The following is a 21,420-nucleotide window of genomic DNA, read 5'->3' as shown; positions in this document are numbered from 1 at the left end:
TCGCCATGCACACCACGCAGCTGAACCGACTCGTGCCCAGAGCAGCCCTGGGCGTCTCCGGCTGGATCGCCCTCGCCGCGACCTCGCTGCCCGGCGGTTCGCCGCTGCGCTGGATCCCGGTGCTGGCCTTCGCCGTACTCGGGCCCGGTCTCGCCCTGCTGTATCCGCAGCCGGACGGGCTGCGGCCGGGAGCCCGGCTCGAGGCGCTGGCGCTGGCCGCCCCGATCAGCCTCTCGCTCGGCGTGCTCACGGCCACCTCGCTGCTGCTGGTGCAGGCCTTCTCCGCCACGGCGTTCCTGGCGTCGCTCGCCGGGTTCGCCACGGTCGCGGCCGCCCTGCCGGGACTGCCGCTGCCGGCGGCCACCCGGGGAGCGGCCGAGCGTGCCCGCGCGCCGCGGTCGGCACAGGACGCCGAGGACGTACCGCCCGCCGAAACCGGCCCCGGGAGGGGCCGATGACGGGAGCCCACACGACACGGTCGGTACGTTCCAGGGGGACGTACGCCGCCATCGTCCTCGCCACCGTCGGCGCACTGCTCGCCGGACTCGGGGTGTGGATCGCCCGCTGGGACGGGAAGGAGGACGACCCCGGCCTTCCGGGGGGTCACGGTCTGCCCGGCAACGCGGCGTCAGGGGCGCTCCCCGAGGGGTCCTGCGCCCCCACCGCGAAACTGGAGCCGCGCTGCGGGGCCTGGTGGGGTGCGTACATTCCGTACGCGCCCGGCGGCTCCCTCACCGAAGCGGTGTACGCCTTCGAGAAGAAGATCGGCCGCAGGCTCGACCTCGTCTACAACTACCACGACATGTCCCGCACTCCGCTGGACGGCGAACTGCTCACCCCCGACGAACAGGAACTGGGCCGCGACCGGCTGCTGATGCTGGCCTGGGAGTCCACCGTCTGGACCGAGCCGCACCACGCCGGCTGGACCGAGACCCAGCTCGGCTGGAAGAACATCGCCTCCGGGAAGTACGACCGCGACATCATCGACCCGCAGGCCCGCCGGCTGAAGGCGTACGGCAAACGCCTCTTCCTCTCCTTCGACCAGGAGACCGACTTCCGCATCAGGGAAGGCGCGGGCACCCCCGAGGAGTTCGTCGCCGCCTACCGCCACATCCACGACCGGTTGCGCACGCTCGGCGTCGACAACGTGGTGTGGGTGTGGACCGTCTCCGGCTACCTCGGCAACGCCGGGCTGATGAAGCAGCTGTATCCGGGCGACGACTACGTGGACTGGATCGGCATGGACCAGTACAACTACTACCTCTGCCACAAGTCGCCCAACTGGCTGGACTTCGACCGCAGTCAGCGCCCCTCCTACGACTGGCTGCGCGCCAACGTCTCCGACCGCAAGCCGGTGATGCTCGCGGAGTTCGCGACCGCCCCCGATCCGTTGCAACCACTGCGCCAGCGCGACTGGTACGCCCGTATCCCCGAGGCCGTCCCCACCCTGCCCCGGGTGCGGGCACTGGTGCACTGGAACCGCGCGGTGCCGGGAGCGGGCTGTGATCTGACCGTCGACGAAGGACCGGGGCTCGAGGGCTACCGGATCGCCGGCCGGGACGACTACTTCAAGCAGCCCGTCCCGACCCGCTGACACCCGCGAACCGCCGGAACACCAACGCGACGGCGGCGGCCCCGGCACAGCCGAGGAACACCGGCAGCGCGGTGTCCGCGAAGGCGTCCTGCGCCGCCCAGCCCGCCACCGCGAGCACCCACACCGCCCCCGCCGTGAACCGGGCGGGGGCGCCGAAGCCGCCCAGGGACAGCGCCAGCAGGCCCAAGGACAGCAGCTGCAGCACGAACGGCAGCACCGCGAGGACGTCCTGCCGACCCGACGGCCCGGACTGCCCGGCCACCGCGGCGACTTCTCCGGCGAGCGCTTCCAGCCACGCTCCGCCCGCGGGCCGGGGGCGGACGCCGAGCAGCGACGGCGCCGTGTGCAGGGCGGCCACGGTGGTCAGCAGCGCGGCGGTGAGCAGCTCCGGACGCAGCCGCCGCAGCGACAGGGCGGCGCAGTGGACCACGACCAGCAGCACACCGGCGGCGACGGAGACCGGGGGCAGGGCGCGCAGCAACTCGGTGCCGGACAGCCGTCCGGGGCCGACCGCGTCCGCCCGGACCAGCGGGATCCAGAACAGCGCGACGGCGAGGGCCAGCAGCAGCCACAGCCAGAGCGCGAGCCAGGACTCGTCGTCCCGGCCGTCCGGCGCGGGCGGCCGGGAGTCGCGGTGGACGTACACGGGGAGGCCGAACGCCGGGGTCGCGCTCTCGTGGACACCGCGCAGATACGCGGTCTCCCGTGCCCATACGGTCCGGTCCGCGTCGGCGGCGTCCACACCGGTGGCCTCCGCGTCGCCCGGCACACCATCCCCGGCGGACCGCGCCGTTCGCCGTTCGGCGGCCCTGCGCGCCCAGGTGGTGCCGTACTCGGGTGCGGGGCGCCGCCGCGCGGGCAGCCGGTCAAGGAACCCCGCGGAAGGCCGGGCACGGCTCCGTCGCGGCTCGTGCCCCGCCAGCGCGGTCCTGATCCCCGGCGCCGAGACGACGGCCATGGCCGTCATGGACAGCAGGACCGCGAGCCCCGCACCCGAGATGCCGGCGGGCCCGAGCAGCACCGCCGCGCTGCCCAGCACCAGCGTGCACATCGCTCCCTGGAGCACCGCCAGTACGCCCGTACGCCCCTGGACGCGCAGCACCCCGATGTACAGCTCGACGACGACGCGGGGCAGCGCGGCCGCCGCCAGCAGCCGCAGCACCGTCGTGCCGTGCTCCGCGTAGTCCGGTCCGAACGGGGCGAGGATCTGCGGTGCGAAGACCACGAGGACGAGCACGACGGGCACCAGCAGTAACGCCATCCTGCGCAGCGCACCGCGCACGCCCCCCGCCAGGCTCTCCGGGCTGTGCGAGGCATGGGCGGTCAGCGACGAGGCCATGTTGATGGCCATGAACTCCATCGTCCCGCCGACGGTGTACGCGATGTAGAAGAAGCCGTTGTGCTCGGCGTCGAAGCGCACGGCGACCATCACCGGCACCAGGTTGATCATCGCCAGCGAGAACAGGGCGCCGACCGAGTCCCCGGCCAGGAAGCGCCCGATGTCCCGCATCCGCGGCGGCTCGCGGTCGTGGTCGGCCGCCGCCTGGCGCGGGATGAGCCGGCGGAAGACCAGCCAGCCCAGCGGGAGCACGGACAGCGCGATGGCCGCGGCCCAGGAGACGAAGATGCCGAGCACGGGCAGGGCGGAGGCGAACACGGCGAGCAGCAGCAGCTTGCCGATCGAGAACACGGCATTGCCGACGGGCACCCACACCGCCTGCCGCAGCCCGGTCAGCACCCCGTCCTGCAGGGTCAGCAGCGCCCAGGCGACACAGGCGGCGGCGAACAGCAGCCCCGCGGTGGGACCGTGCAGCGGCGCGTACGAGGGCCCCCACAGGTCGAGCGTGAAGAGGAAGCAGGCACAGGCCACGCACACGACCGCCGAACTGACCGCGTACGTCCGCCACACCAGGGGCCCGGTCGCCCGGCCGGCCCGCGGAACGTACCGCACCACGGCACCGATCATCGTCGTGGCCGTCACCGAGGCGAGCAGCCTCATCGCGGCGATGGCCGCCGAGCCCTGACCGACCGCCTCCTCGGTGTAGTACCGCGCGGCCACCAGCCAGAATCCGAGCCCGAGCGCGGCCGAGACGCCGGTGGACAGCATCAGCGCATAGGCGTTGCGGAACATCGAGTCCCCGCCGGGCCGTTCGGTGTCCGTGTGCTCCGGCGCGGCCGCGGACTCCTCGGGGGCGGCCGGTCTGGGCAGCTTCGCCGTATCAGCCACCGGCGGTGTCCCCGTGCGCTGGGCCGGGCCGTTCGCGGGCGGTGTCCGGTTGCGCATGTGCGGGCCGTTCACGCGCGTGGTCCCGGTGCGGATCCCCGCGCACGCTCCTGGCGGTGTCCCGGTGGGGAGCTGCGGCCGGGGTACCGGCCCGGTGGGCGGCGGGCGCCGCTTCGGCGGGCCGTATGCCCTCCTCGAGCAGGACCGTCAGGATCCGCCCGGCCTTCAGCGGGTCCGCGGGCAGGGCGTGGCGGGCGAACCAGCGCGCCGGTCCGGGGTCCGGGGAGGGGTCCGTGAACAGCTCGGACGCGTAGTCGTCGAGCGGCGGATCGTAGAGATAGCCGGTGGTGATGCGCCGGCGCGCCAGCGCCGCGACCGCCGCGTCCCGGTCCTCGACCAGGAGCGGTACGCGGAACAGCGGCTGGACGGGACCCGGCCCGGGCACCCCCCAGGGGCTGCCGGACAGCTGCCGGGTACCGGCGAGATGGGCGGTCAGGCGCTCGTCCAGGCCGTCCAGCAGCCGGGCGGTGCGCCGCAGCCGGGCCGGTCCGGGCGCGATGCGGTAGTCGTGCATGTCGACCCGTACCCAGGAGTGGAAGGACCCGAGCGCGGGGGCCGCGGTGATCGCCCGCTCGAGCTCACCGGCCCGCAGTGGCATCCGGATCTCCTCGCGCTCCTGCCTGCCGAGCAGCCGTAACACGGCGCGCGCCGCCCGCACCAGCCGCAGCCCGCGCACCCCGGCCTCCGCGTACGGCCGCAGGGCGTAGGCGAGTTCGGACGCCGCACGCGACGGCAGGAGCAGGTCGTCGCGCGCCTCCTCGAGCGCATCGCGCAGCGCCGGGTCGGCGACGGACAGAAAGCCGCCGGTCTTGGCCGCGGTGTGCTTGGAGAGGGAGAAGACCGATGCCTCGCCGTAGGCGCCGACCGGACGGCCCGCCACCCGTGACCCGATGGCGTGCGCCGCGTCCTCGATCAGCGGGATGCCCAGGGCGTCACAGCGGGCGCGCAGCGCGGGCGCCGGGTCGGGGTTGCCGTACAGATTCGTGGTGAGGACCGCCGACAGACCGCGCCACACCGCCTCGGGCACGGCCGACGGGTCGATGGACCCGTCCCGGGCGTCCAGCGGCGCCTGCACCGGCCGCAGTCCCGCGGCGAGCACCACGAAGAAGATGACGTCGTCGTTGACGGGCGACATCAGCACCCGGCCGCCGGGTCTGCACCAGTGGCGCAGCGCCACGTACAGCCCGAATCGGCACGACGGCACATACAGGCATTCCCTGCCGAGGCGGTCACGCATCCGCGCTTCCAGCGCCCAACCGATCGCCATACGGTCCCCCCTGAGCCCCGGGCTCAATGTGGCGCATACCGGACCGCACCGTCAATACGGCGGAAGGGCCCATCCCTTGACGGAATGGACCCTTCGGAAGGGGCCTGCGAAGGCCTCGTGAGCAGCGCCGGACGGTCACTCCTCGAGGGTGAGACCCTTTCTCAGCTTCCGCAGGGTGCGGGAGAGCAGCCGGGACACGTGCATCTGGGAGATGCCGAGTTCGTCGCCGATCTCCGACTGGGTCATGCCCGCGACGAAGCGCAGCGAGAGGATCCTGCGGTCGCGCGGCGGCAGCGAGGCGATGAGCGGCTTCAGCGACTCGATGTACTCGATGCCCTCGAGGCCGTGGTCCTCGTAGCCGATGCGGTCGGCGAGCGCGCCTTCCGAGTCGTCCTCTTCCGGCTGGGCGTCCAGCGAGCTCGCGGTGTACGCGTTGCTCGCCGCCATGCCCTGGACGACCTCGTCCTTGCTGATGCCCAGCCGTTCGGCCAGCTCGGGCACGGTCGGCGCCCGGTCGAACTCCTGGGCGAGTTCGTCGCCCGCCTTCGCGAGGTCGAGGCGGAGCTCCTGGAGGCGGCGCGGTACGCGCACGGACCAGGAGGTGTCGCGGAAGAAGCGCTTGATCTCGCCGACGATGGTCGGCATCGCGAAGGTCGGGAACTCGACTCCGCGGCTGAGCTGGAAGCGGTCGATGGCCTTGATGAGGCCGATGGTGCCGACCTGGATGATGTCCTCCATCGGTTCGCTGCGGGAGCGGAACCGTGAGGCGGCGAACTTGACCAGCGCCAGGTTGAGTTCGACGAGCGTGTTGCGGACGTACGCGTACTCGTGGGTGCCTTCCTCGAGGATTTCGAGGCGGGCGAAAAGGGTCTTGGACAGCGCGCGGGCGTCCACCGCTCCGACTTCGTCGAACGGCGGGATGTCCGGAAGGTCGAGCTCTTCGAGGTGCTCGGGCGTTCCGGTGTGCTCGGTGTGCCCGGCCTGCGTGGGGTGGCCGAGCGGGGAAGTGCGGTCGAGGTGATCGTGCGGACGTGTCGACGTCGCGTGCGGGGTCCGCGTTTCGTCGAGCCGGGGTGACATGGTCTCCTCCATCGTTCTCGGCTTATGGCTGCCGATGCCTGATCCGTTCGTGCGGTGAGCGGCGCCTCCAAAGCCGGCGGTGTCGGTGGTGTCCTTACTAGCCCTACCCGGTTTTCGCTGGATGTGGCAAGTGTCGAATGTCATATAAGTCCCTTTTGCAAGGGAGTTCGGGTGCCGTTCGACGTAAGGAAGGCGTACTGTTCTACGGACGTCAAAGACATCGGCGACATCGGCGAAGAGGGTGGGCATGGACCGCGGGACGGTCAGGAGCACCAATCCGGTCCGGCTTCGGGTGGAAGCCAGGACCGAGGGCCGAAGCGAGATCGTTACGCCGGCGGGTGAGCTCGATCACCACACGGCCGAACTGTTGCGTGCGCCACTCGAGAATGCCGTGGACCACGGCCGGACACGCCTTGTCGTGGACTGCTCACGCCTCGAGTTCTGTGACTCCACGGGTCTCAACGTACTGCTGGGCGCCCGGCTGAAAGCCGAGGCAGCGGGGGGTTCGGTCCATCTGGCCGGAATGCTCCCCGCCGTGGCCCGGGTGTTCGAGATCACAGGAGCCGAGGCGGTTTTCACCGTCCACGACTCCCTCGAAGGGGCACTGGCGGACTGACCGCCGATTCCGGTCCGGCTGATCGGGTGTTGTCACGATTCGGCCGGGCAGAAGACCCCCGCAGACCCACGTGGCTCCTCCCCACGCTCTGTACTGACGTAATCGCGAACTGGTGAATCGGTGAGGTGAAGCGCTGATGAGCACCACCCGGCAGCATCCGCCGGGCGACCGCGGCCCGGAACCGGACGGCGCTCCCGCCGACGCCTCCGTGGTCGCCGGGCCCTCCTCGGCCGTCCGTGACGGCCTGGTGCGCACCCTTCTTCTGGCGAACGCGAGCGGCATCGTTCCGCTCGCCCGCGACTTCACGCGGACGGCGCTGTACGACTGGGGCTGGCTTCCCGCCCCGTCCGCCGATCGCCGTGCCGCGGCCGAGGACGTGCTGCTCGTCGTATCGGAGCTGGTGACCAACGCCTGTCTGCATGCCGACGGTCCGGAGGAGCTGCGCGTCGCGTACCAGGGCAAGGTGCTCCGCCTCGAGGTCACCGACCGCGGAACCGGCCACCCCGCACCACGCACCCCGCACCGTGCGGGCCGCCCCGGCGGGCACGGGATGTTCATCGTGCAGCGGCTCTGTCTGGACTGGGGAGTGCGGAGGATTCCCGGTGCGCCCGGCAAGACGGTGTGGGCGGAGCTCGCGGCGCCTTCCTAGCGAGCCGCGGTTCCGGCGGCGTTCGGAACCGCGGTGTCCCCGCCGGTATTTGAAGCTGTTGTGGAGCACGGCGATCCGTCGTGCTCTTTGTCTTCCCTCCATCAGGGCCCAGGCGTACCTTGAGCGCCCGATCTGATGTGCCGTCAGTAACATCTGGCGGCGTTCCGGCCTTGAGGGGGCTCGAGGTGTCATACCGGAAGCGGACAGCTCTCATGCTCGCGGTGGCGGGCTCGGTGGTCATGACGACCGCCCCCGTCGCCCATGCCCAAGTCGTCGATGTGAACTACCAGTGCCAGACGCCGATCGGGCCCAAAGGGGCCGTATCACCGATCGACATCAAGGCCGTCAAGAGCGGTGGCGGCTACCGGCTCACCATGTCCTTCGAGAAGGGCGTCTCGTCCAGCCCGGTCGAACTGGGCAAGGGCGCGATGAATCCCAGCGCGAAGATCGGAATCGGTGGGGCGGACAGTGGCACCGTGGCGGTGTCCGGCCCGGCGAACTCCGAGGCGATCCCGCCCAACACCCCCATCAAAATCAGTGACTTGTCGGGCACGTACACCCCGAAGAAGTCCGGCAAGGTCACCTTCACGGCCGGTGTCCTCACCATCAAGGCCCTGGGGACGACCACCACCTGCACCCCCAAGAACAACCCGAAGCCCTCGCTCACCCTCGATGTCCAGGGCTCGGGCGGCGGGGGCGGCTCGAGCGACACGGAGACGGCCTCGGGTTCCGGCTCCGGCTCCGGCTCTGGCTCTGGCTCGGGTGGCGAACTGCCCAGGACCGGGCCGGTCGACTCGGCCATCGCACTCGGCACCCTGGGCGGCACCGTGCTGCTCGCCGGAGCGGCGGGAGCGCTGTGGCTCACGCGCCGCGGCGCCCGGTCCGCGAGCTGATCCGCCGGGGGAGCCGTGATCGCCGCTGCCGCCGCCGCAGTGCTCTGTGCGCTGGCCACAGCCGTGCCCGCCGGAGCGGCCGGGTCGTCCGGGTCCGGGGTGTCCGCCGGACCGGCCGCCCCGGGGGCGGCGGGCGCACGGCCCCCGTGGACGGCGCAGCCCGCCGCGGGTGGCAGGCCGTACGCCTATCTGGAGGGTCCGCCCGGCACTGTGCAGGAGGACGCACTGTCCGTGACCAACCCCGGCGACAAGCCGCTGACCGTGCGGCTGAGCGTGCGGGGGAGCGGCGGGGAAGGCGCAGGGGTGGGGGCAGGAAGCCGCCCCGGACACGGCGGTACGGGGAGCCGGGCGGACCACGGCGGCACCGCTCACCGGCTCACGCTCGCCTCGGACCGGTTGACCGTCCCGCCCCGCACCCGCGCCGACGTCCCCTTCGCCGTCACCGTTCCGTCGTCCGCGACGCCCGGCGACCACACCGCCGTGATCGTGGCGACGGCAGACGGCCGGGAGTCCGCCGTGCGGGTCCATCTGCGCGTCACCGGCCCCCGGCTCGCCGCGCTCACCGTCGAGGACGTCCGGGTGGACGGCGAGCGGATCCACTACACCCTGGTCAACCGGGGTAACACGGTGCTCGCGCCGCGGCTGGCGCTGCGTGCCGAGGGACTCACCGGTGAACTCCTCGCACCCCCGGCCGGACCGCTGCCCGTCACACTGCCGCCGGGCCGCCGGGTCGAACTCAGCGAGCCCTGGCCCGACCCTCCCCCGCTCGAATCCGCCGAGGTCTTCCTCCGGGTGACGGCCGCGGGAGGCGTCCATGCCGAGGCGACCACCTCGGCGTTGTTCGTCTCCCGGGGCGCGGTGACGGGCGGTGTGCTCGCGCTCGCGGCCGTCGCCGGGGGAACGGCGCTGTGGCGGGTACGGCACCGGCGCGCGGGCCGCCCCGCGGCGGCCGCGGAGCAGACCACGGCAGGACAGGACACGGCGACGGTGGGAGTCACGCGGTGAACGGCCCTGCGACCACGCCGACCCGGACATGGCCCCTGACCCGGACATGGCCCCTGACCCGGACATGGCCCCTGACCCGGACATGGCCCCTGACCCGGACGCGGCCTCTGACCCGGACCTGGCCCTCTCTCCGGACCGGGCCTGGTCGGCCCAGCCCCTGGTCCCGGCCCTGGTCCCGGACCCGTCCCCGGCTGCCCGCGCTGCTGCTCGTCTGCGCTCTGGCCTTCTCCGCTCCGTTCGTCACGCCCACCCCGCACGCCGCCGCGGACACCAGGCCCGATGTCCGGCTCTCGGCGAGCCAGGCGGGCAAGGGCGGCGACATCACCGTCAGCGGCACCGGATGGCGGCCGAACGCCCTGCTGATGCTGCTGATCTGCGGCCAGTCAGCGCCCGACCGCGGTGTCATCGGCGGCACCAACGCCTGCGCCAACGCCGATGGCCGGGCCGTCACCACCGACGCCAAGGGCACCTTCAGCAAGAAACTGCCCGTCGCCGAGCCCCCGAAGCCCTGCCCGTGTGTGGTGCACGTGGCCACCGTCACCGGTGAACAGGCCGCCGTGGACGCCCCGTTCACCGTCGCGGGCCATCCCAGCGCCCCGCTGCCCCAGCCGGCCTCCGGCGGCGGCCGGCTCGCCGTACTCGCCACGGTCGAACTACGCGGCTCCAGCGGCCTGTTGGTGTGGTTCGGCGCCCCTCCCGGCCGTGAACTCGCCTTCACCGTCGGCAATCTCGGCTCCGCACCGGTCCGGGACCCGGTCTTCCACGTCGGCACCGCGCACGGTGTGTTCGCTCCCCAGTGGGAGGAACGGCAGTGGCGGGGCACCGTCGAGCCCGGCAAGAAGGCGCAGGTCCGCCTCCCCGTCGAACTCCCCGCCGGTGCACACGGCGACTACCAGATTTCCGTGCGGTACGGCTCCAAGGTCCTCGCCGAACAGCCGTGGGGCGTGAGCCGGCCGTGGGGCGTGACGCTGTTCTGGGTGCTGCTCGCCGTGGTCGTGCCCGCCGGTCTGTTCCGCACCGGGATGGCGATCGTGGACCGGGTACGGCCGCGCGCCGGGCAGCCCCTGCGTGCCGGTGGACGGCACCGTACGGCCCGCCCCTCCTCCACCGGCACCGCCGGTTCGCCCGCCGCCACGGCGGCGAACGGCACCACGGCGCCGCGCGGCCCGGCAGGCCCTGCCGTGCTGCCCTGGTTCACCCCCGACTCCGCACCGTCAGAGAACCGATCCACGACGAAGGGACACACGTGAGCACGCAACGGAGGATGAGCGCGGCAGGGGTCGCGCTGATGCTCTGCGGCGCGGGGATCCTGCTGACCGCGGGTCCGGCCCACGCCGCCGAGGTGTCGTACAAGACGGAGTGCATCCCCCCGCCGATCTCGGGGATGCCGCCCGTCCAGGGCACGACGAAGGTCCAGATCACCGCGCCCGCGGAGGCGAAGGTCGGCGACGAGATCGAAGTGGTCTGGAAGACCGTCGAGGCCGCTTCGAAGAATCCGGACGTCCTCGATCTGGAGAAGGACACCGTCAAGCCGACGGGGACGGTCAAGGTGGCCGGTGCCCAGACCGCCGATCTGGCGGTGGAGGGGCCGCGGCAGAACCCGCCCATCCCCAAGAACAGCCCGATGGTGCTGTCGGAGATGAAGGGGAAGCTCAAGCTGACGGCGGCCGGTGAGATCACGCTGACGCCGGACACGTACACCATCAACGTCTCCAAGCCGATCTCGACGGACACCAAGTGCGCGCCGAAGGAGACGGTGCAGCCGGGCGCGAAGGTCAAGGTCACGGACGGCGGCGGCAGTTCGGGCGGTACGACCACATCGGGCGGCACCAGCTCGGGCGGGTCCACCTCCGGTGGCTCGGGCGGGACGGCGTCGGGCGGCACCACATCGGGCGGTACCACCACGTCCGGTGGGACGACCACCTCCGGCGGCAGCACCGGCTCGGGCGGTTCCACGGCGTCCGGTGGTTCCACGGCCTCGGGCGGCGGCTCCGGCGGCGGTGGTGGCCAGACCGACTTCGAGGGCAAGGAAGTCCAGGTCGCCTACTCCTGCAAGACTCCCATCGGCGACAAGCAGGCCGTCTCCCCGGTGAAGATCAATGCCAGGAAGAACGGCGGCGGCTTCGACCTCACCGTGAAGTTCGCCAAGTCCGTCATGGACAGCCCTGCCGACATCCCGGCGAACTCGGTCAAGCCGTCCATGGAGGTCAAGCTGGGCGGCGCGGACAAGGGCTTCGTCCATGTCGAGGGTCCGGCGAACAAGGACCCCATCAAGTCGGGTCAGCCCATCGCGATCCCGGATCTCAAGGGGACCTACAAGCCGGGTGCGAGCGGCAAGTCCACGCTCAGCCCGGGAGTGCTCACGGTGAAGGCGCTCGGTACGACGACGACCTGCACCCCGCCCGCCGATGTGCAGGTCTCCCTGGAGCTCGACACCTCCGCCCAGCCGGGCGGCGCGGCCGGCGGCTCCGGTGCGGCGGGCGGTTCGGGCTCCGGTTCCGCGGGCGGCGGTGACGCGTCCGGCGGCGGACTCGCCGACACCGGCGCCGAGAACGGCGGGGCGCTGCACGCCCTGGCCCTGGCGGCGGGCACGGTGATCCTGCTGGGCGGCGCGGTGTTCACGTTCACACCGTGGCGCAGGCTGCGGCAGACCCGGTAGCGGGAGGCGGCTGAACGGGACCGGCCCGGCACGCGCCTCGCGTGCCGGGCCGGTCCCGTTGCCGTGGACGTGACGTCAGCGCACGTCACCCATGAGCGAGCGGATCTTCTTGCCCGCCATCATGAAGGTGAGGCCTGCGACGACCGCGACGACCGCCCACATCGAGTAGTACATGGCATCGCCCAGCGGCTCGTTGAGCTTGGTGGTCCAGCCGTTGAGCGCGTTGCCCGTGGCGGTGGCCAGGAACCACAGCCCCAGCATCTGGCCGACGAACTGCTTCGGCGCGAGCTTCGTCGACAGCGAGAGGCCGACCGGGGACAGACACATCTCGCCGAGGGTCTGGACGAGGTAGACGCTCAGCAGCCAGAAGACGGTGACCTTGCCGGTCTCGCTGTTCGCGGCCGCCGCGCCCGCGAGGCCCATGATGGCGAACGAGCCGCCGATGAGCAGCATCGCCAGGGCGAACTTGGTCGGGGTGCTGGGCTCGCGGTTGCGCTTGGCGAGCCTGACCCACAGGGCGGCGAAGAGCGGCGCCAGGACGATGACCATCGCCGGGTTGACCGACTGGTACCAGGAAGCCGGGAACTCCCAGCCGAAGATCGTGCGGTCGGTCTTGTTGTCCGCGAAGAGCGTCAGCAGCGAGCCGGACTGGTCGTAGATCATCCAGAACAGCACGGCGGTGGCGAAGAACCAGGCGAAGGCCTGGATCTTGGGCTTGTCCGTGGCGGACAGCTGGGGGTTGCGGTACATCGCGACGAAGTACACGACGGGCACCACGATGCCGAGGACCGCCAGCACGTTCACGATGTGCTCGATGTCGTATGTACCGAGCACGACGTCTACGACGAGGGCGCCGACGGCCAGACCGCCCCACAACAGGACCCTGCGCAGCGCCGTGCGCTTCTCCTCCGGTGTGGCCGGGGTGCCGGGCTCCTTGCCGACGTCACCGAGGTGGCGGCTGCCCAGGACGTACTGGACGACGGCCAGCGTCATACCGATACCGGCGACGGAGAAGCCGAGGTGCCAGTTGACGTTCTCGCCGAGGTAGCCCACCACCAGCGGGGCGGCCAGGGCGCCCATGTTGATCGCCATGTAGAAGAGCGAGAAGCCGGCGTCGCGGCGGGCGCTCGACTGGCCCTCGTACAGACCGCCGACCATGGCGGAGATGTTGGGCTTCAGCAGACCGGTACCGGCGGCGATGAGCACGAGGCCGACGAAGAAGGCCGTGTTGGAGGGAATCGCCAGCGTGTAGTGGCCGAGGGCGATGATGATGCCGCCGACCAGAACGGCCTTGCGGGCCCCCCAGAGACGGTCGGCGATCCAGCCACCGGGCATCGCGGCCATGTAGACGACGGCGTTGTAGACACCGTAGATCGAGGCGGCCAGGGCCTCCCGGTCCTCCAGGGGGCCGTCGAGTACTCCCGCGACCAGATAGAGGGTGAGGATGGCGCGCATCCCGTACCAGGAGAAGCGCTCCCACATCTCCGTCATGAAGAGGGTGGCCATTCCGCGGGGGTGGCCGAAGAAGGTCTTCTCGCCGGAAGGGGACCCGGCCGTGCCCTTCGTCAGGCTGGACGCCATGTCGTTCCTCGCTGCTCGGGACGCTGCCGCTTCGTCAGCGGACTCCGCGCTCGGTGTGGGGGGCGGCCGGTACCGGCGAGGAGTGGTCCGGCCCCACGCCCGAGGGGTCGCCTCCGCTGATTCTGTTTACGGAGACGAGGGACTCGTCCGCACCGGGAACCCACCCCGCACTCAGTTCCTGCGCACGAGGCCCGGCCCACAGGTCAATTCCCGCCCGGGCACGGCGGTGGCCGGATCCGGGCAGAAAAGAGACCCTTGGCGAACCAGGCGGCCAAAGGTCTCCGTCTTGTACTTCAGGCGTTGGGTCACCATACGTCACGACACAAGGGCATATGGAGGACTCTGGTAGGACTTGAGATCAGGATCACAGGTTTTCCAGCAACCGCCTGCCCAGAATCGAAGGTGTCAATCAGAATCGCATCGCATACCCACAGGCCTTGTGGATCATGCTCCGGCGTATCCCTCCTGCGGACTACCATCAGCCCATGACCCGTGTACTGCTCGCCGAGGACGACGCATCCATCTCCGAGCCGCTGGCGCGTGCCCTGCGCCGGGAGGGGTACGAGGTCGAGGTGCGCGAGGACGGCCCGACCGCCCTCGACGCGGGGCTCCAGGGCGGGGTCGACCTGGTCGTGCTGGATCTCGGACTGCCCGGAATGGACGGCCTCGAGGTCGCCCGGCGGCTCCGCGCCGACGGGCACACCGTGCCGATCCTGGTCCTGACCGCCCGTGCCGACGAGGTGGACACGGTGGTCGGCCTGGACGCCGGCGCGGACGACTACGTCACCAAGCCCTTCCGGCTCGCCGAACTGCTCGCCCGGGTACGGGCGCTGCTGCGCCGGGGTGCCACGGAGCCGACCGCCGCGCCCTCGACCCACGGCGTGCGGATCGACGTCGAGTCGCACCGCGCCTGGATGGGTGACGAGGAGCTCCAGCTCACGGCCAAGGAATTCGACCTGCTGCGTGTCCTGGTGCGGGACGCCGGCCGGGTCGTGACGCGCGACCAGCTGATGCGCGAGGTCTGGGACACGACCTGGTGGTCCTCCACCAAGACCCTGGACATGCACATCTCCTGGCTCCGCAAGAAGCTCGGCGACGACGCGGCCAACCCCCGGTACATCGCGACGGTCCGCGGCGTCGGCTTCCGCTTCGAGAAGAACTGATCCGGGAACCGAGCCGGAACAAGCCGACCAGGAGAGCCGAAGAGCTGAGGAGCTGAGGAGCTGAGCTCACCCGACGAGCTCGAGGGACGGGGGGCTCCGCGCTCCCGCGACCCCCTTACCGCCAGACCCGCCCGGAGGGCACCGTGCGCCGCCGCCTCATCAGTTCCACGCTCGCAGTGGTGCTCGTCGTCATCGCCGTCTTCGGTATCTCCCTGGTCATCGTCGAGACACGCACCATCAGCAACAGCGCCCAGGAGAGCGTGGACTCCGAGGCGCTGAGGCTGGTCAGCGTCATCGAGTCCAGGGTCGCCGCACGGGAGCCCGTCGACGCCGAGGCGCTCGCCCAGCAGATCGGTCCCGAGCGTCATGCGGAGATCCGGATCCCGGGAAGCGACACGATCGAGATCGGTGCGCGTCCCTCAGGCGGCGTGATCCGCGGCACGGCCACCGGCGAGGAGGGGGAGCGCGTCACCGTCGAGGAGTCCCGCTCCACCGTCACCCGGGAGGTCGGCCGCACCCTCCTGATCATCGGTGCCGTCGCCCTGCTCGCCGTCGTGGCCGCCGTCCTCCTCGCCCTGCGCCAGGCGAACAGACTCGCCTCGCCGCTGACCGACCTCGCCGAGACCGCCGAGCGCCTGGGCTCGGGCGACCCCCGGCCCCGTCACCGGAGATACGGCGTACCCGAGCTCGACCGGGTGGCCGACGTCCTCGACTCCAGCGCGGAGCGCATCGCACGGATGCTCACCGCCGAGCGGCGGCTCGCGGCGGACGCGTCCCACCAGCTCCGTACGCCCCTGACCGCGCTGTCCATGCGGCTGGAGGAGATCGCCGTCACCGACGACCCGGAGACGGTGAAGGACGAGGCGACCGTCGCGCTCACCCAGGTGGAGCGGCTCACCGATGTCGTGGAGCGGCTGCTCACCAACGCACGCGACCCGAGGTCGGGCTCGGCCGTCGCCTTCGACGTCGACGAGGTGGTCAAGCAGCAGATCGAGGAATGGCGTCCGGCCTACCGCAGCGTGGGACGGGCGATCGTCTGCTCGGGCAAACAGGGCATGCGCGCCGTGGGCACACCGGGCGCGGTCGCGCAGGTGCTGGCCGCGCTGATCGAGAACTCACTGATGCACGGTGGGGGCACGGTCGCCCTGCGCACCCGGGTCACCGGCAACCAGGCGGTCATCGAGGTGACGGACGAGGGGCCGGGAGTGGCGGCCGATCTCGGTGCGCGGATCTTCGAGCGGACGATCAGCGGGCGCAACTCGACGGGCATCGGGCTGGCCGTCGCCCGGGACCTGGCGGAGGCGGACGGCGGCCGGCTGGAGCTGCTGCAGCAGCAGCCGGCGGTCTTCGCGCTCTTCCTGAGCCGGGAGGCGAACGGTCCCCGGGACCGGACGTCGGAAGCGCAACGCCCGATCCGCTGAGCGGGTGCGGTGACGCTGCGCTGGCGGTGCGGTTGTTGGGCTTGGCCGGTGCCGGGTTGGCGCCCGGTGTGTCCGTCCTCAAACGCCGGACCGGCTTGATAGGCGCGCCCGGTGCGTTGGGGTGGGGTGGTGGGTGGTATGCCACCACTCCCTACGGGGCCGACCCTGCACGGCCCCACCCCGGGCCGCCTGCCGACCGCGGGAAGGGGGGACGCGGAGGGATCGTGTCCGGGACACTCAAGCTCCCCCAGACTCCGTCCGGGGGGACCCCCATTGTGGCGCGCCCCAATGCAAGGGACGCCTTCACGGTATGGCTAGGGGGCGCGACGTAAATCATGCCGTCCAAGGCGCGAGGCCCGCAGCGGCACCCAACGTCCAGCACACGCCCCGGGCACGCCCCGCACCCCAAGCCCGTCCGGCGATTGAGGACGGACACCCCGGGCGCCGCCAAGGCCCCCGCACACCCCAAGGCCGTCCGCCGCCTGAGGACAAACACCCCGGGCGCCACCAAGGAACCGGCCGCGCAGACCGCAACCGTCAGGAGCTCACCCGGTCCGGCTGCTCCGCCCGGCGCTGCTCCAGGAACGATTCCGCCGTCTGTACGGCCTCCCGAGCCGGCAGCGCCCGGAACACCCAGGTGCGGTACGACCAGAAGCGGAACATCGTCGCGACGCCGATCCCCAAGAACTTGAAGAAGTTGCTCTGCAGCTGGCCGTCCCAGTCGAAGCCGTACGTCGCCGTGTACAGAATGCCGTTCTCGATCACCGCTCCGGCCGCGCTGAACAGCAGGAACAGGGTCAGTTCCTTGGTGCGGCCGCTCTTGTCGCGGTCCCGGTAGGTGAAGTACCGGAAGCCGACGTAGTTGAAGAGGATCGCGATGAACGTCGCGAGGAGACTCGCTCGCACCACCGGGATCTCGGTGGTGTGCCGCAGCAGGTTGAAGACCGCCATGTTGACGAGCAGACCCAGGCCGCCCACAGCGCCGAACTTGGCGACCTCGCGCGCGAGCCTGTCCAGTCGCACACGCAGTGCGGCTCGTTCGCTCATGGTGATCGCTGGCCCCGTCCGGTCGGTGTCGTCAACGCGACCACTCTAACCAGCACCCCCCGGAGTTGCCTGGGGACCATCGTGAAGCTGTCCCCGACCTGTGACATCGTACGAAAATGCACGCAGGTCAGGACCGTACGGAGCTCCGGATACCCTGAGAGAGTGACGTTCCCGGTAGTCGGTATGGTCGGCGGTGGCCAGCTCGCTCGTATGACACACGAGGCGGGCATCCCGCTCGGCATCAAGTTCAAGCTCCTCAGTGACACTCCTCAGGACTCGGCGGCCCAGGTGGTCAGCGAGGTCGTCATCGGCGACTATCGCGACCTGGACACGCTGCGTGACTTCGCACGCGGCTGCGATGTGATCACCTTCGATCACGAGCATGTGCCGACCGAGCATCTCCGGGCCCTGGAAGCGGACGGCATCCCCGTCCGCCCCGGCCCCGACGCCCTGGTGCACGCCCAGGACAAGGGGGTGATGCGGGCCCGCCTCGACGCGATCGGCGCGCCCAGCCCCCGCCACCGCATCGTCGCCGACCCGGCGGACGCGGCGGCCTTCGCGGCCGAGGCCGGCGGCTTCCCCGTCGTCCTCAAGACCGTCCGCGGCGGCTACGACGGCAAGGGCGTGTGGGTCGTACGCAGCGAGGAGGAGGCCGCCGATCCGTTCCGCGCAGGCGTACCGGTCCTCGCCGAGGAGAAGGTCGACTACCGGCGTGAGCTGGCGGCGAACATCGTGCGCTCCCCGCACGGCCAGGCCGTCGCCTACCCCGTCGTCGAGTCGCGCCAGGTCGGCGGTGTCTGCGACACGGTGATCGCCCCCGCACCCGAGCTGGACGACGAGCTGGCGGGCCAGGCACAGCAGCTGGCGCTGCGGATCGCCAAGGAACTCGGCGTCGTCGGTCATCTCGCCGTCGAGCTGTTCGAGACCACGGACGGGCGAATCCTCGTCAACGAACTCGCCATGCGCCCGCACAACTCCGGACACTGGACCCAGGACGGCGCGGTCACCTCCCAGTTCGCCAACCATGTGCGGGCCGTGCTCGACCTCCCGCTCGGCGACCCGCGCCCCCGGGCGAGATGGACGGTCATGGCGAACGTCCTCGGCGGGGACTATCCCGACATGTACGCGGGCTACCTGCATTGCATGGCACGGGATCCGCAGTTGAAGATTCATATGTACGGCAAGGACGTGAAGCCCGGCCGCAAGGTGGGGCACGTCAACACTTACGGCGACGATCTCGACGACGTGCTGGAGCGCGCGCGTCACGCAGCCGACTACCTCAGGGGAACGATCACCGAATGACCAACCCTCCCGCCTCGGCGCCCCGCATCGGCATCGTCATGGGCTCGGACTCCGACTGGCCCGTCATGGAGGCCGCGGCGCAGGCACTCGACGAGTTCGAGATCCCGTACGAGGTCGACGTGGTCTCCGCGCACCGGATGCCGCGCGAGATGATCACGTACGGCGAGGAAGCCGAGAGCAGGGGACTGAAGGCGATCATCGCGGGCGCCGGTGGTGCCGCGCATCTGCCGGGCATGCTGGCCTCGGTCACCCCGCTTCCGGTCATCGGTGTCCCGGTCCCGCTGAAGTACCTCGACGGCATGGACTCGCTGCTCTCCATCGTGCAGATGCCCGCGGGCGTGCCGGTGGCGACCGTGTCGGTGGGCGGCGCGCGCAACGCCGGACTGCTCGCGGCCCGCATCCTCGCGACGCAGGACCGCGACCTGACGGCCCGCATGCGGGAGTTCCAGCAGGAGCTGAACGACCAGGCCACGGAGAAGGGCAAGCGGCTGCGTGCCAAGGTCGAGGGCTCGCCGGCCTTCGGCTTCGGGAAGTAGGGCGCGTCCAGTGGACTACCTCGCGGAAGCCCGGACCCTGCTCGCCGCCCATCCCGTGGTCGACGGTCACAACGACCTGCCGTGGGCGCTGCGCTCGCAGGTCCGCTACGACCTGGACCGTCTGGACATCGCGGCCGACCAGAGCGGCCGGCTGCACACCGACATCCCGCGGCTGCGCACGGGCGGGGTCGGGGCGCAGTTCTGGTCCGTGTTCGTCCGCAGCGACTACTCCGGCGACGAGGCCGTCAGTGCCACGCTGGAGCAGATCGACGCGGTCGCCCAGCTGCTCGCCCGCTATCCGGGGGACCTGGTCCGGGCCCTGACCGCCGACGACATGGAGGCGGCACGGTCCGGGGGCCGTATCGCCTCGCTCATGGGCGCGGAGGGCGGGCACTCCATCAACAACTCGCTCGCCACCCTGCGGGCCTTGTACGCGCTGGGCGTCCGCTATATGACGCTCACGCACAACGACAACAACGACTGGGCGGACTCGGCGACCGACGAGGCGCGCGTCGGCGGTCTGTCGGCGTTCGGCCGCGAGGTCGTGCGGGAGATGAACCGCATCGGGATGCTCGTCGACCTCTCGCACGTGGCCGCCACGACCATGCGGGACGCGCTCGACAGCTCCGCGGCGCCGGTGATCTTCTCCCACTCCTCCGCGCGTGCCATCTGCGACCACCCGAGGAACGTCCCGGACGATGTCCTGGAGCGGCTGCCCGTGAACGGGGGCGTGGCGATGGCCACGTTCGTGCCGAAGTTCATCCTGCCCGCGGCGGTCGCCTGGACGCTCGGCGCCGACGAGAACATGAAGGCGCACGGGCTGCACCCCCTGGACACCACCGAGGCCGCGATGGTGGTCCAGCGGGCCTACGAGGCGGCCAACCCCCGCCCGATGGCCACGGCGTCGACGGTCGCCGACCATCTGGACCACATGCGCGAGGCGGCCGGCATCGACCACATCGGCATAGGCGGCGACTTCGACGGCACGGCGTTCACCCCGGCCGGGCTCGAAGACGTCGCGGGCTATCCGAACCTGGTCGCGGAGCTGCTGCGGCGCGGCTGGTCGACGACCGATCTGGCCAAGCTGACCTGGCAGAACGCGGTCAGGGTGCTGAGGGACGCCGAAGCCGTCGCCCAGGAGCTCCGCTCGGTGCGCGGGCCGTCGAACGCGACGCTGGAGTCACTGGACGGAGCCTGAGTCAGGCTCGGGGTCCCGGTCCCGGGGCATGCCGTCCCGGGACCGCCGGTCGGTCCCGGGGCCGCCGTCTTGCGGCGCCACCCCGCGCAGGTCGTCCGGAGCCCGCCGACCTGCCCGTGTTCCGCTATCCCGACTTCCGTGCCCGGTACGCCCGCATCTTCGCCCGGCTGCCGCACACCGACATCGAGCACCAGCGGCTCCGCCCCGCCGGGCTGCGGTCGTAGTAAGCCCACTGGCAGTCCTCCGCCTCGCACGCCTTCAGCCGCAGCCATGTCCCGTCGGCCGATGCGGTGGCGATGGCCGCGGCGACGCGTGACACCAGCGCGTCCGGGTTCTCGGGTCTGAGGACCGCCGCACCCGCCTCGTCCACCCCGACCAGCAGCGGTGCCGCCGACAGCAGCCGTTCCAGTGCGCCGGTGGCGCCCGGCGCCCGGTGCCCCGCGTGGGCCAGACAGGCCGCGCGCAGCGCCTCGCGCAGTTCCTTCGCCGCCCCGGCCCCGTCCTCCGTGAGCCCGAAGGCCGCACGCCCCTCCGCGGTGTCGAGGGAGTCCGCGCCGGACTCGATGTTCAACGTGTTGACCAGGGACTCGATCAGCGCGAGACCCCCGGGTGCGGGAGCCCTGTCATTCATGGTTGCGACGTTACCTCCCATGCGAGAGCATGAGGTAACTCGTTACCGGTTAAGCGCGAGCACCGGTAACTGAGCAGTCATGCGCCATCCCCGTCATCCGAAAGGAAGCACCATGGCCATCGCCACCATGGGAGCCGTCGTCCTGGACTGTCCCGACCCGCGCGCACTGGCCGCCTTCTACGCGGAGATCCTCGGCGCGCAGGCGGTAGCGGAGAACGACGAATGGGTCCACCTCACTGGGTACGAGGGCACACCCCTGGCCTTCCAGGCCGCACCGGGCCATGTGCCGCCGCAGTGGCCCGCGCCGGACGCCTCGCAGCAGTTCCACCTCGATCTGACCGTCGAGGACCTGGACGCCGCGGAGGCACAGGTGCTGGCGCTCGGCGCCAAGCCGCTGGACGTGGACAACCGCGCCCGTGGCTGGCGGGTCTACGCGGACCCGGCGGGACATCCGTTCTGCCTCTGCGCCTGCTGACGGCGAAGCCGGCGGCAGG

20 protein-coding genes are annotated in these 21,420 nt (G+C 71.4%); 14 read left to right on the top strand and 6 right to left on the bottom strand.

The window, feature by feature from the left end:
• Window positions 1-5 precede the first annotated feature (5 nt).
• Window positions 6-458 carry a hypothetical protein gene (locus ACTWOL_RS15050; protein ID WP_474297204.1) on the top strand — a complete coding sequence of 151 codons (453 nt, stop codon included), beginning with the start codon at window positions 6-8 and terminating at the stop codon, window positions 456-458.
• Complete coding sequence (locus ACTWOL_RS15045; protein ID WP_474297203.1) at window positions 455-1,594, top strand: glycoside hydrolase family 26 protein; 1,140 nt, start codon at window positions 455-457, stop codon at window positions 1,592-1,594. Before ACTWOL_RS15050 ends, ACTWOL_RS15045 begins: the two co-directional genes overlap by 4 nt.
• Here the strand turns inward: ACTWOL_RS15045 and ACTWOL_RS15040 are convergent.
• The 3 genes from ACTWOL_RS15040 to ACTWOL_RS15030 all read right to left on the bottom strand — a co-directional run bounded on the left by ACTWOL_RS15040 (window position 1,569) and on the right by ACTWOL_RS15030 (window position 6,225).
• The gene (locus tag ACTWOL_RS15040) at window positions 1,569-3,821 is read right to left on the bottom strand and encodes a lipopolysaccharide biosynthesis protein (protein ID WP_474297202.1); all 2,253 of its coding nucleotides are present in this window, start codon (window positions 3,819-3,821) and stop codon (window positions 1,569-1,571) included. The two genes, ACTWOL_RS15045 and ACTWOL_RS15040, sit on opposite strands and share 26 nt — an antisense overlap.
• Window positions 3,814-5,145 (bottom strand): DegT/DnrJ/EryC1/StrS family aminotransferase, encoded by a 1,332-nt coding sequence (locus ACTWOL_RS15035; RefSeq protein WP_474297201.1) that lies wholly within the window; start codon window positions 5,143-5,145, stop codon window positions 3,814-3,816. Before ACTWOL_RS15035 ends, ACTWOL_RS15040 begins: the two co-directional genes overlap by 8 nt.
• Before the next feature lie 135 nt (window positions 5,146-5,280).
• Complete coding sequence (locus ACTWOL_RS15030; RefSeq protein ID WP_474297200.1) at window positions 5,281-6,225, bottom strand: RNA polymerase sigma factor SigF; 945 nt, start codon at window positions 6,223-6,225, stop codon at window positions 5,281-5,283.
• A gap of 247 nt (window positions 6,226-6,472) precedes the next feature.
• On the opposite strand from ACTWOL_RS15030, the gene ACTWOL_RS15025 reads away from it, so the two are divergent.
• The 6 genes from ACTWOL_RS15025 to ACTWOL_RS15000 all read left to right on the top strand — a co-directional run bounded on the left by ACTWOL_RS15025 (window position 6,473) and on the right by ACTWOL_RS15000 (window position 12,047).
• Entirely contained in the window at window positions 6,473-6,841 is a 369-nt protein-coding gene (locus ACTWOL_RS15025) for an STAS domain-containing protein (protein ID WP_474297199.1), read from the top strand.
• A 136-nt stretch (window positions 6,842-6,977) separates the two neighbouring features.
• A complete protein-coding gene (locus ACTWOL_RS15020) occupies window positions 6,978-7,490 on the top strand; it encodes an ATP-binding protein (protein ID WP_474297198.1) in 513 nt (170 codons plus the stop codon).
• 185 nt (window positions 7,491-7,675) lie between these two features.
• A complete protein-coding gene (locus ACTWOL_RS15015; protein WP_474297197.1) occupies window positions 7,676-8,383 on the top strand; it encodes a hypothetical protein in 708 nt (235 codons plus the stop codon).
• Window positions 8,384-8,398: 15 nt separating this feature from the next.
• Complete coding sequence (locus ACTWOL_RS15010; protein WP_474297196.1) at window positions 8,399-9,388, top strand: COG1470 family protein; 990 nt, start codon at window positions 8,399-8,401, stop codon at window positions 9,386-9,388.
• A complete protein-coding gene (locus ACTWOL_RS15005) occupies window positions 9,385-10,638 on the top strand; it encodes a neocarzinostatin apoprotein domain-containing protein (RefSeq protein WP_474297195.1) in 1,254 nt (417 codons plus the stop codon). The genes ACTWOL_RS15010 and ACTWOL_RS15005 overlap by 4 nt, the downstream gene beginning before the upstream one ends.
• Window positions 10,639-10,652: 14 nt before the next feature.
• Window positions 10,653-12,047, top strand: a complete 1,395-nt coding sequence (locus ACTWOL_RS15000; protein ID WP_474297194.1) for a hypothetical protein — start codon at window positions 10,653-10,655, stop codon at window positions 12,045-12,047.
• Between the two features lie 75 nt (window positions 12,048-12,122).
• Here ACTWOL_RS15000 and ACTWOL_RS14995 read toward each other — a convergent pair whose 3' ends face one another.
• On the bottom strand, window positions 12,123-13,628 hold the full coding sequence (locus ACTWOL_RS14995; protein WP_474297193.1) for a peptide MFS transporter: 1,506 nt from the start codon (window positions 13,626-13,628) through the stop codon (window positions 12,123-12,125).
• A 485-nt stretch (window positions 13,629-14,113) separates the two neighbouring features.
• Between ACTWOL_RS14995 and ACTWOL_RS14990 the strand changes: the two genes are divergently transcribed.
• Together ACTWOL_RS14990 and ACTWOL_RS14985 are read left to right on the top strand one after the other, a co-directional pair.
• A complete protein-coding gene (locus tag ACTWOL_RS14990) occupies window positions 14,114-14,791 on the top strand; it encodes a response regulator transcription factor (RefSeq protein ID WP_474297192.1) in 678 nt (225 codons plus the stop codon).
• 143 nt (window positions 14,792-14,934) lie between these two features.
• The gene (locus tag ACTWOL_RS14985; RefSeq protein ID WP_474297191.1) at window positions 14,935-16,212 is read left to right on the top strand and encodes an ATP-binding protein; all 1,278 of its coding nucleotides are present in this window, start codon (window positions 14,935-14,937) and stop codon (window positions 16,210-16,212) included.
• A 537-nt stretch (window positions 16,213-16,749) separates the two neighbouring features.
• Here ACTWOL_RS14985 and ACTWOL_RS14980 read toward each other — a convergent pair.
• A complete protein-coding gene (locus tag ACTWOL_RS14980; protein ID WP_474297190.1) occupies window positions 16,750-17,259 on the bottom strand; it encodes a GtrA family protein in 510 nt (169 codons plus the stop codon).
• Window positions 17,260-17,442: 183 nt separating this feature from the next.
• Here ACTWOL_RS14980 and ACTWOL_RS14975 point away from each other — a divergent pair, with 183 nt between their 5' ends.
• The 3 genes from ACTWOL_RS14975 to ACTWOL_RS14965 are packed head-to-tail and all read left to right on the top strand — an operon-like array spanning window position 17,443 to window position 20,295.
• Entirely contained in the window at window positions 17,443-18,561 is a 1,119-nt protein-coding gene (locus ACTWOL_RS14975) for a 5-(carboxyamino)imidazole ribonucleotide synthase (RefSeq protein WP_474301167.1), read from the top strand.
• On the top strand, window positions 18,558-19,097 hold the full coding sequence (gene purE, locus ACTWOL_RS14970; protein ID WP_474297189.1) for a 5-(carboxyamino)imidazole ribonucleotide mutase: 540 nt from the start codon (window positions 18,558-18,560) through the stop codon (window positions 19,095-19,097). The genes ACTWOL_RS14975 and purE overlap by 4 nt, the downstream gene beginning before the upstream one ends.
• Before the next feature lie 10 nt (window positions 19,098-19,107).
• Window positions 19,108-20,295 carry a dipeptidase gene (locus tag ACTWOL_RS14965; RefSeq protein WP_474297188.1) on the top strand — a complete coding sequence of 396 codons (1,188 nt, stop codon included), beginning with the start codon at window positions 19,108-19,110 and terminating at the stop codon, window positions 20,293-20,295.
• 124 nt (window positions 20,296-20,419) lie between these two features.
• Here ACTWOL_RS14965 and ACTWOL_RS14960 read toward each other — a convergent pair whose 3' ends face one another.
• On the bottom strand, window positions 20,420-20,926 hold the full coding sequence (locus ACTWOL_RS14960; protein ID WP_474297187.1) for a CGNR zinc finger domain-containing protein: 507 nt from the start codon (window positions 20,924-20,926) through the stop codon (window positions 20,420-20,422).
• A gap of 112 nt (window positions 20,927-21,038) precedes the next feature.
• Here ACTWOL_RS14960 and ACTWOL_RS14955 point away from each other — a divergent pair, with 112 nt between their 5' ends.
• Window positions 21,039-21,401: a VOC family protein gene (locus ACTWOL_RS14955; RefSeq protein ID WP_474297186.1), complete on the top strand. Its 363-nt coding sequence runs from the start codon at window positions 21,039-21,041 to the stop codon at window positions 21,399-21,401.
• Window positions 21,402-21,420: the final 19 nt, after the last annotated feature.

Source organism: Micromonospora sp. IBHARD003 (genome assembly GCF_056106285.1).
Note: the sequence above shows the minus strand (reverse complement) of the source record. Positions and strands in the feature narration are given on the sequence as shown.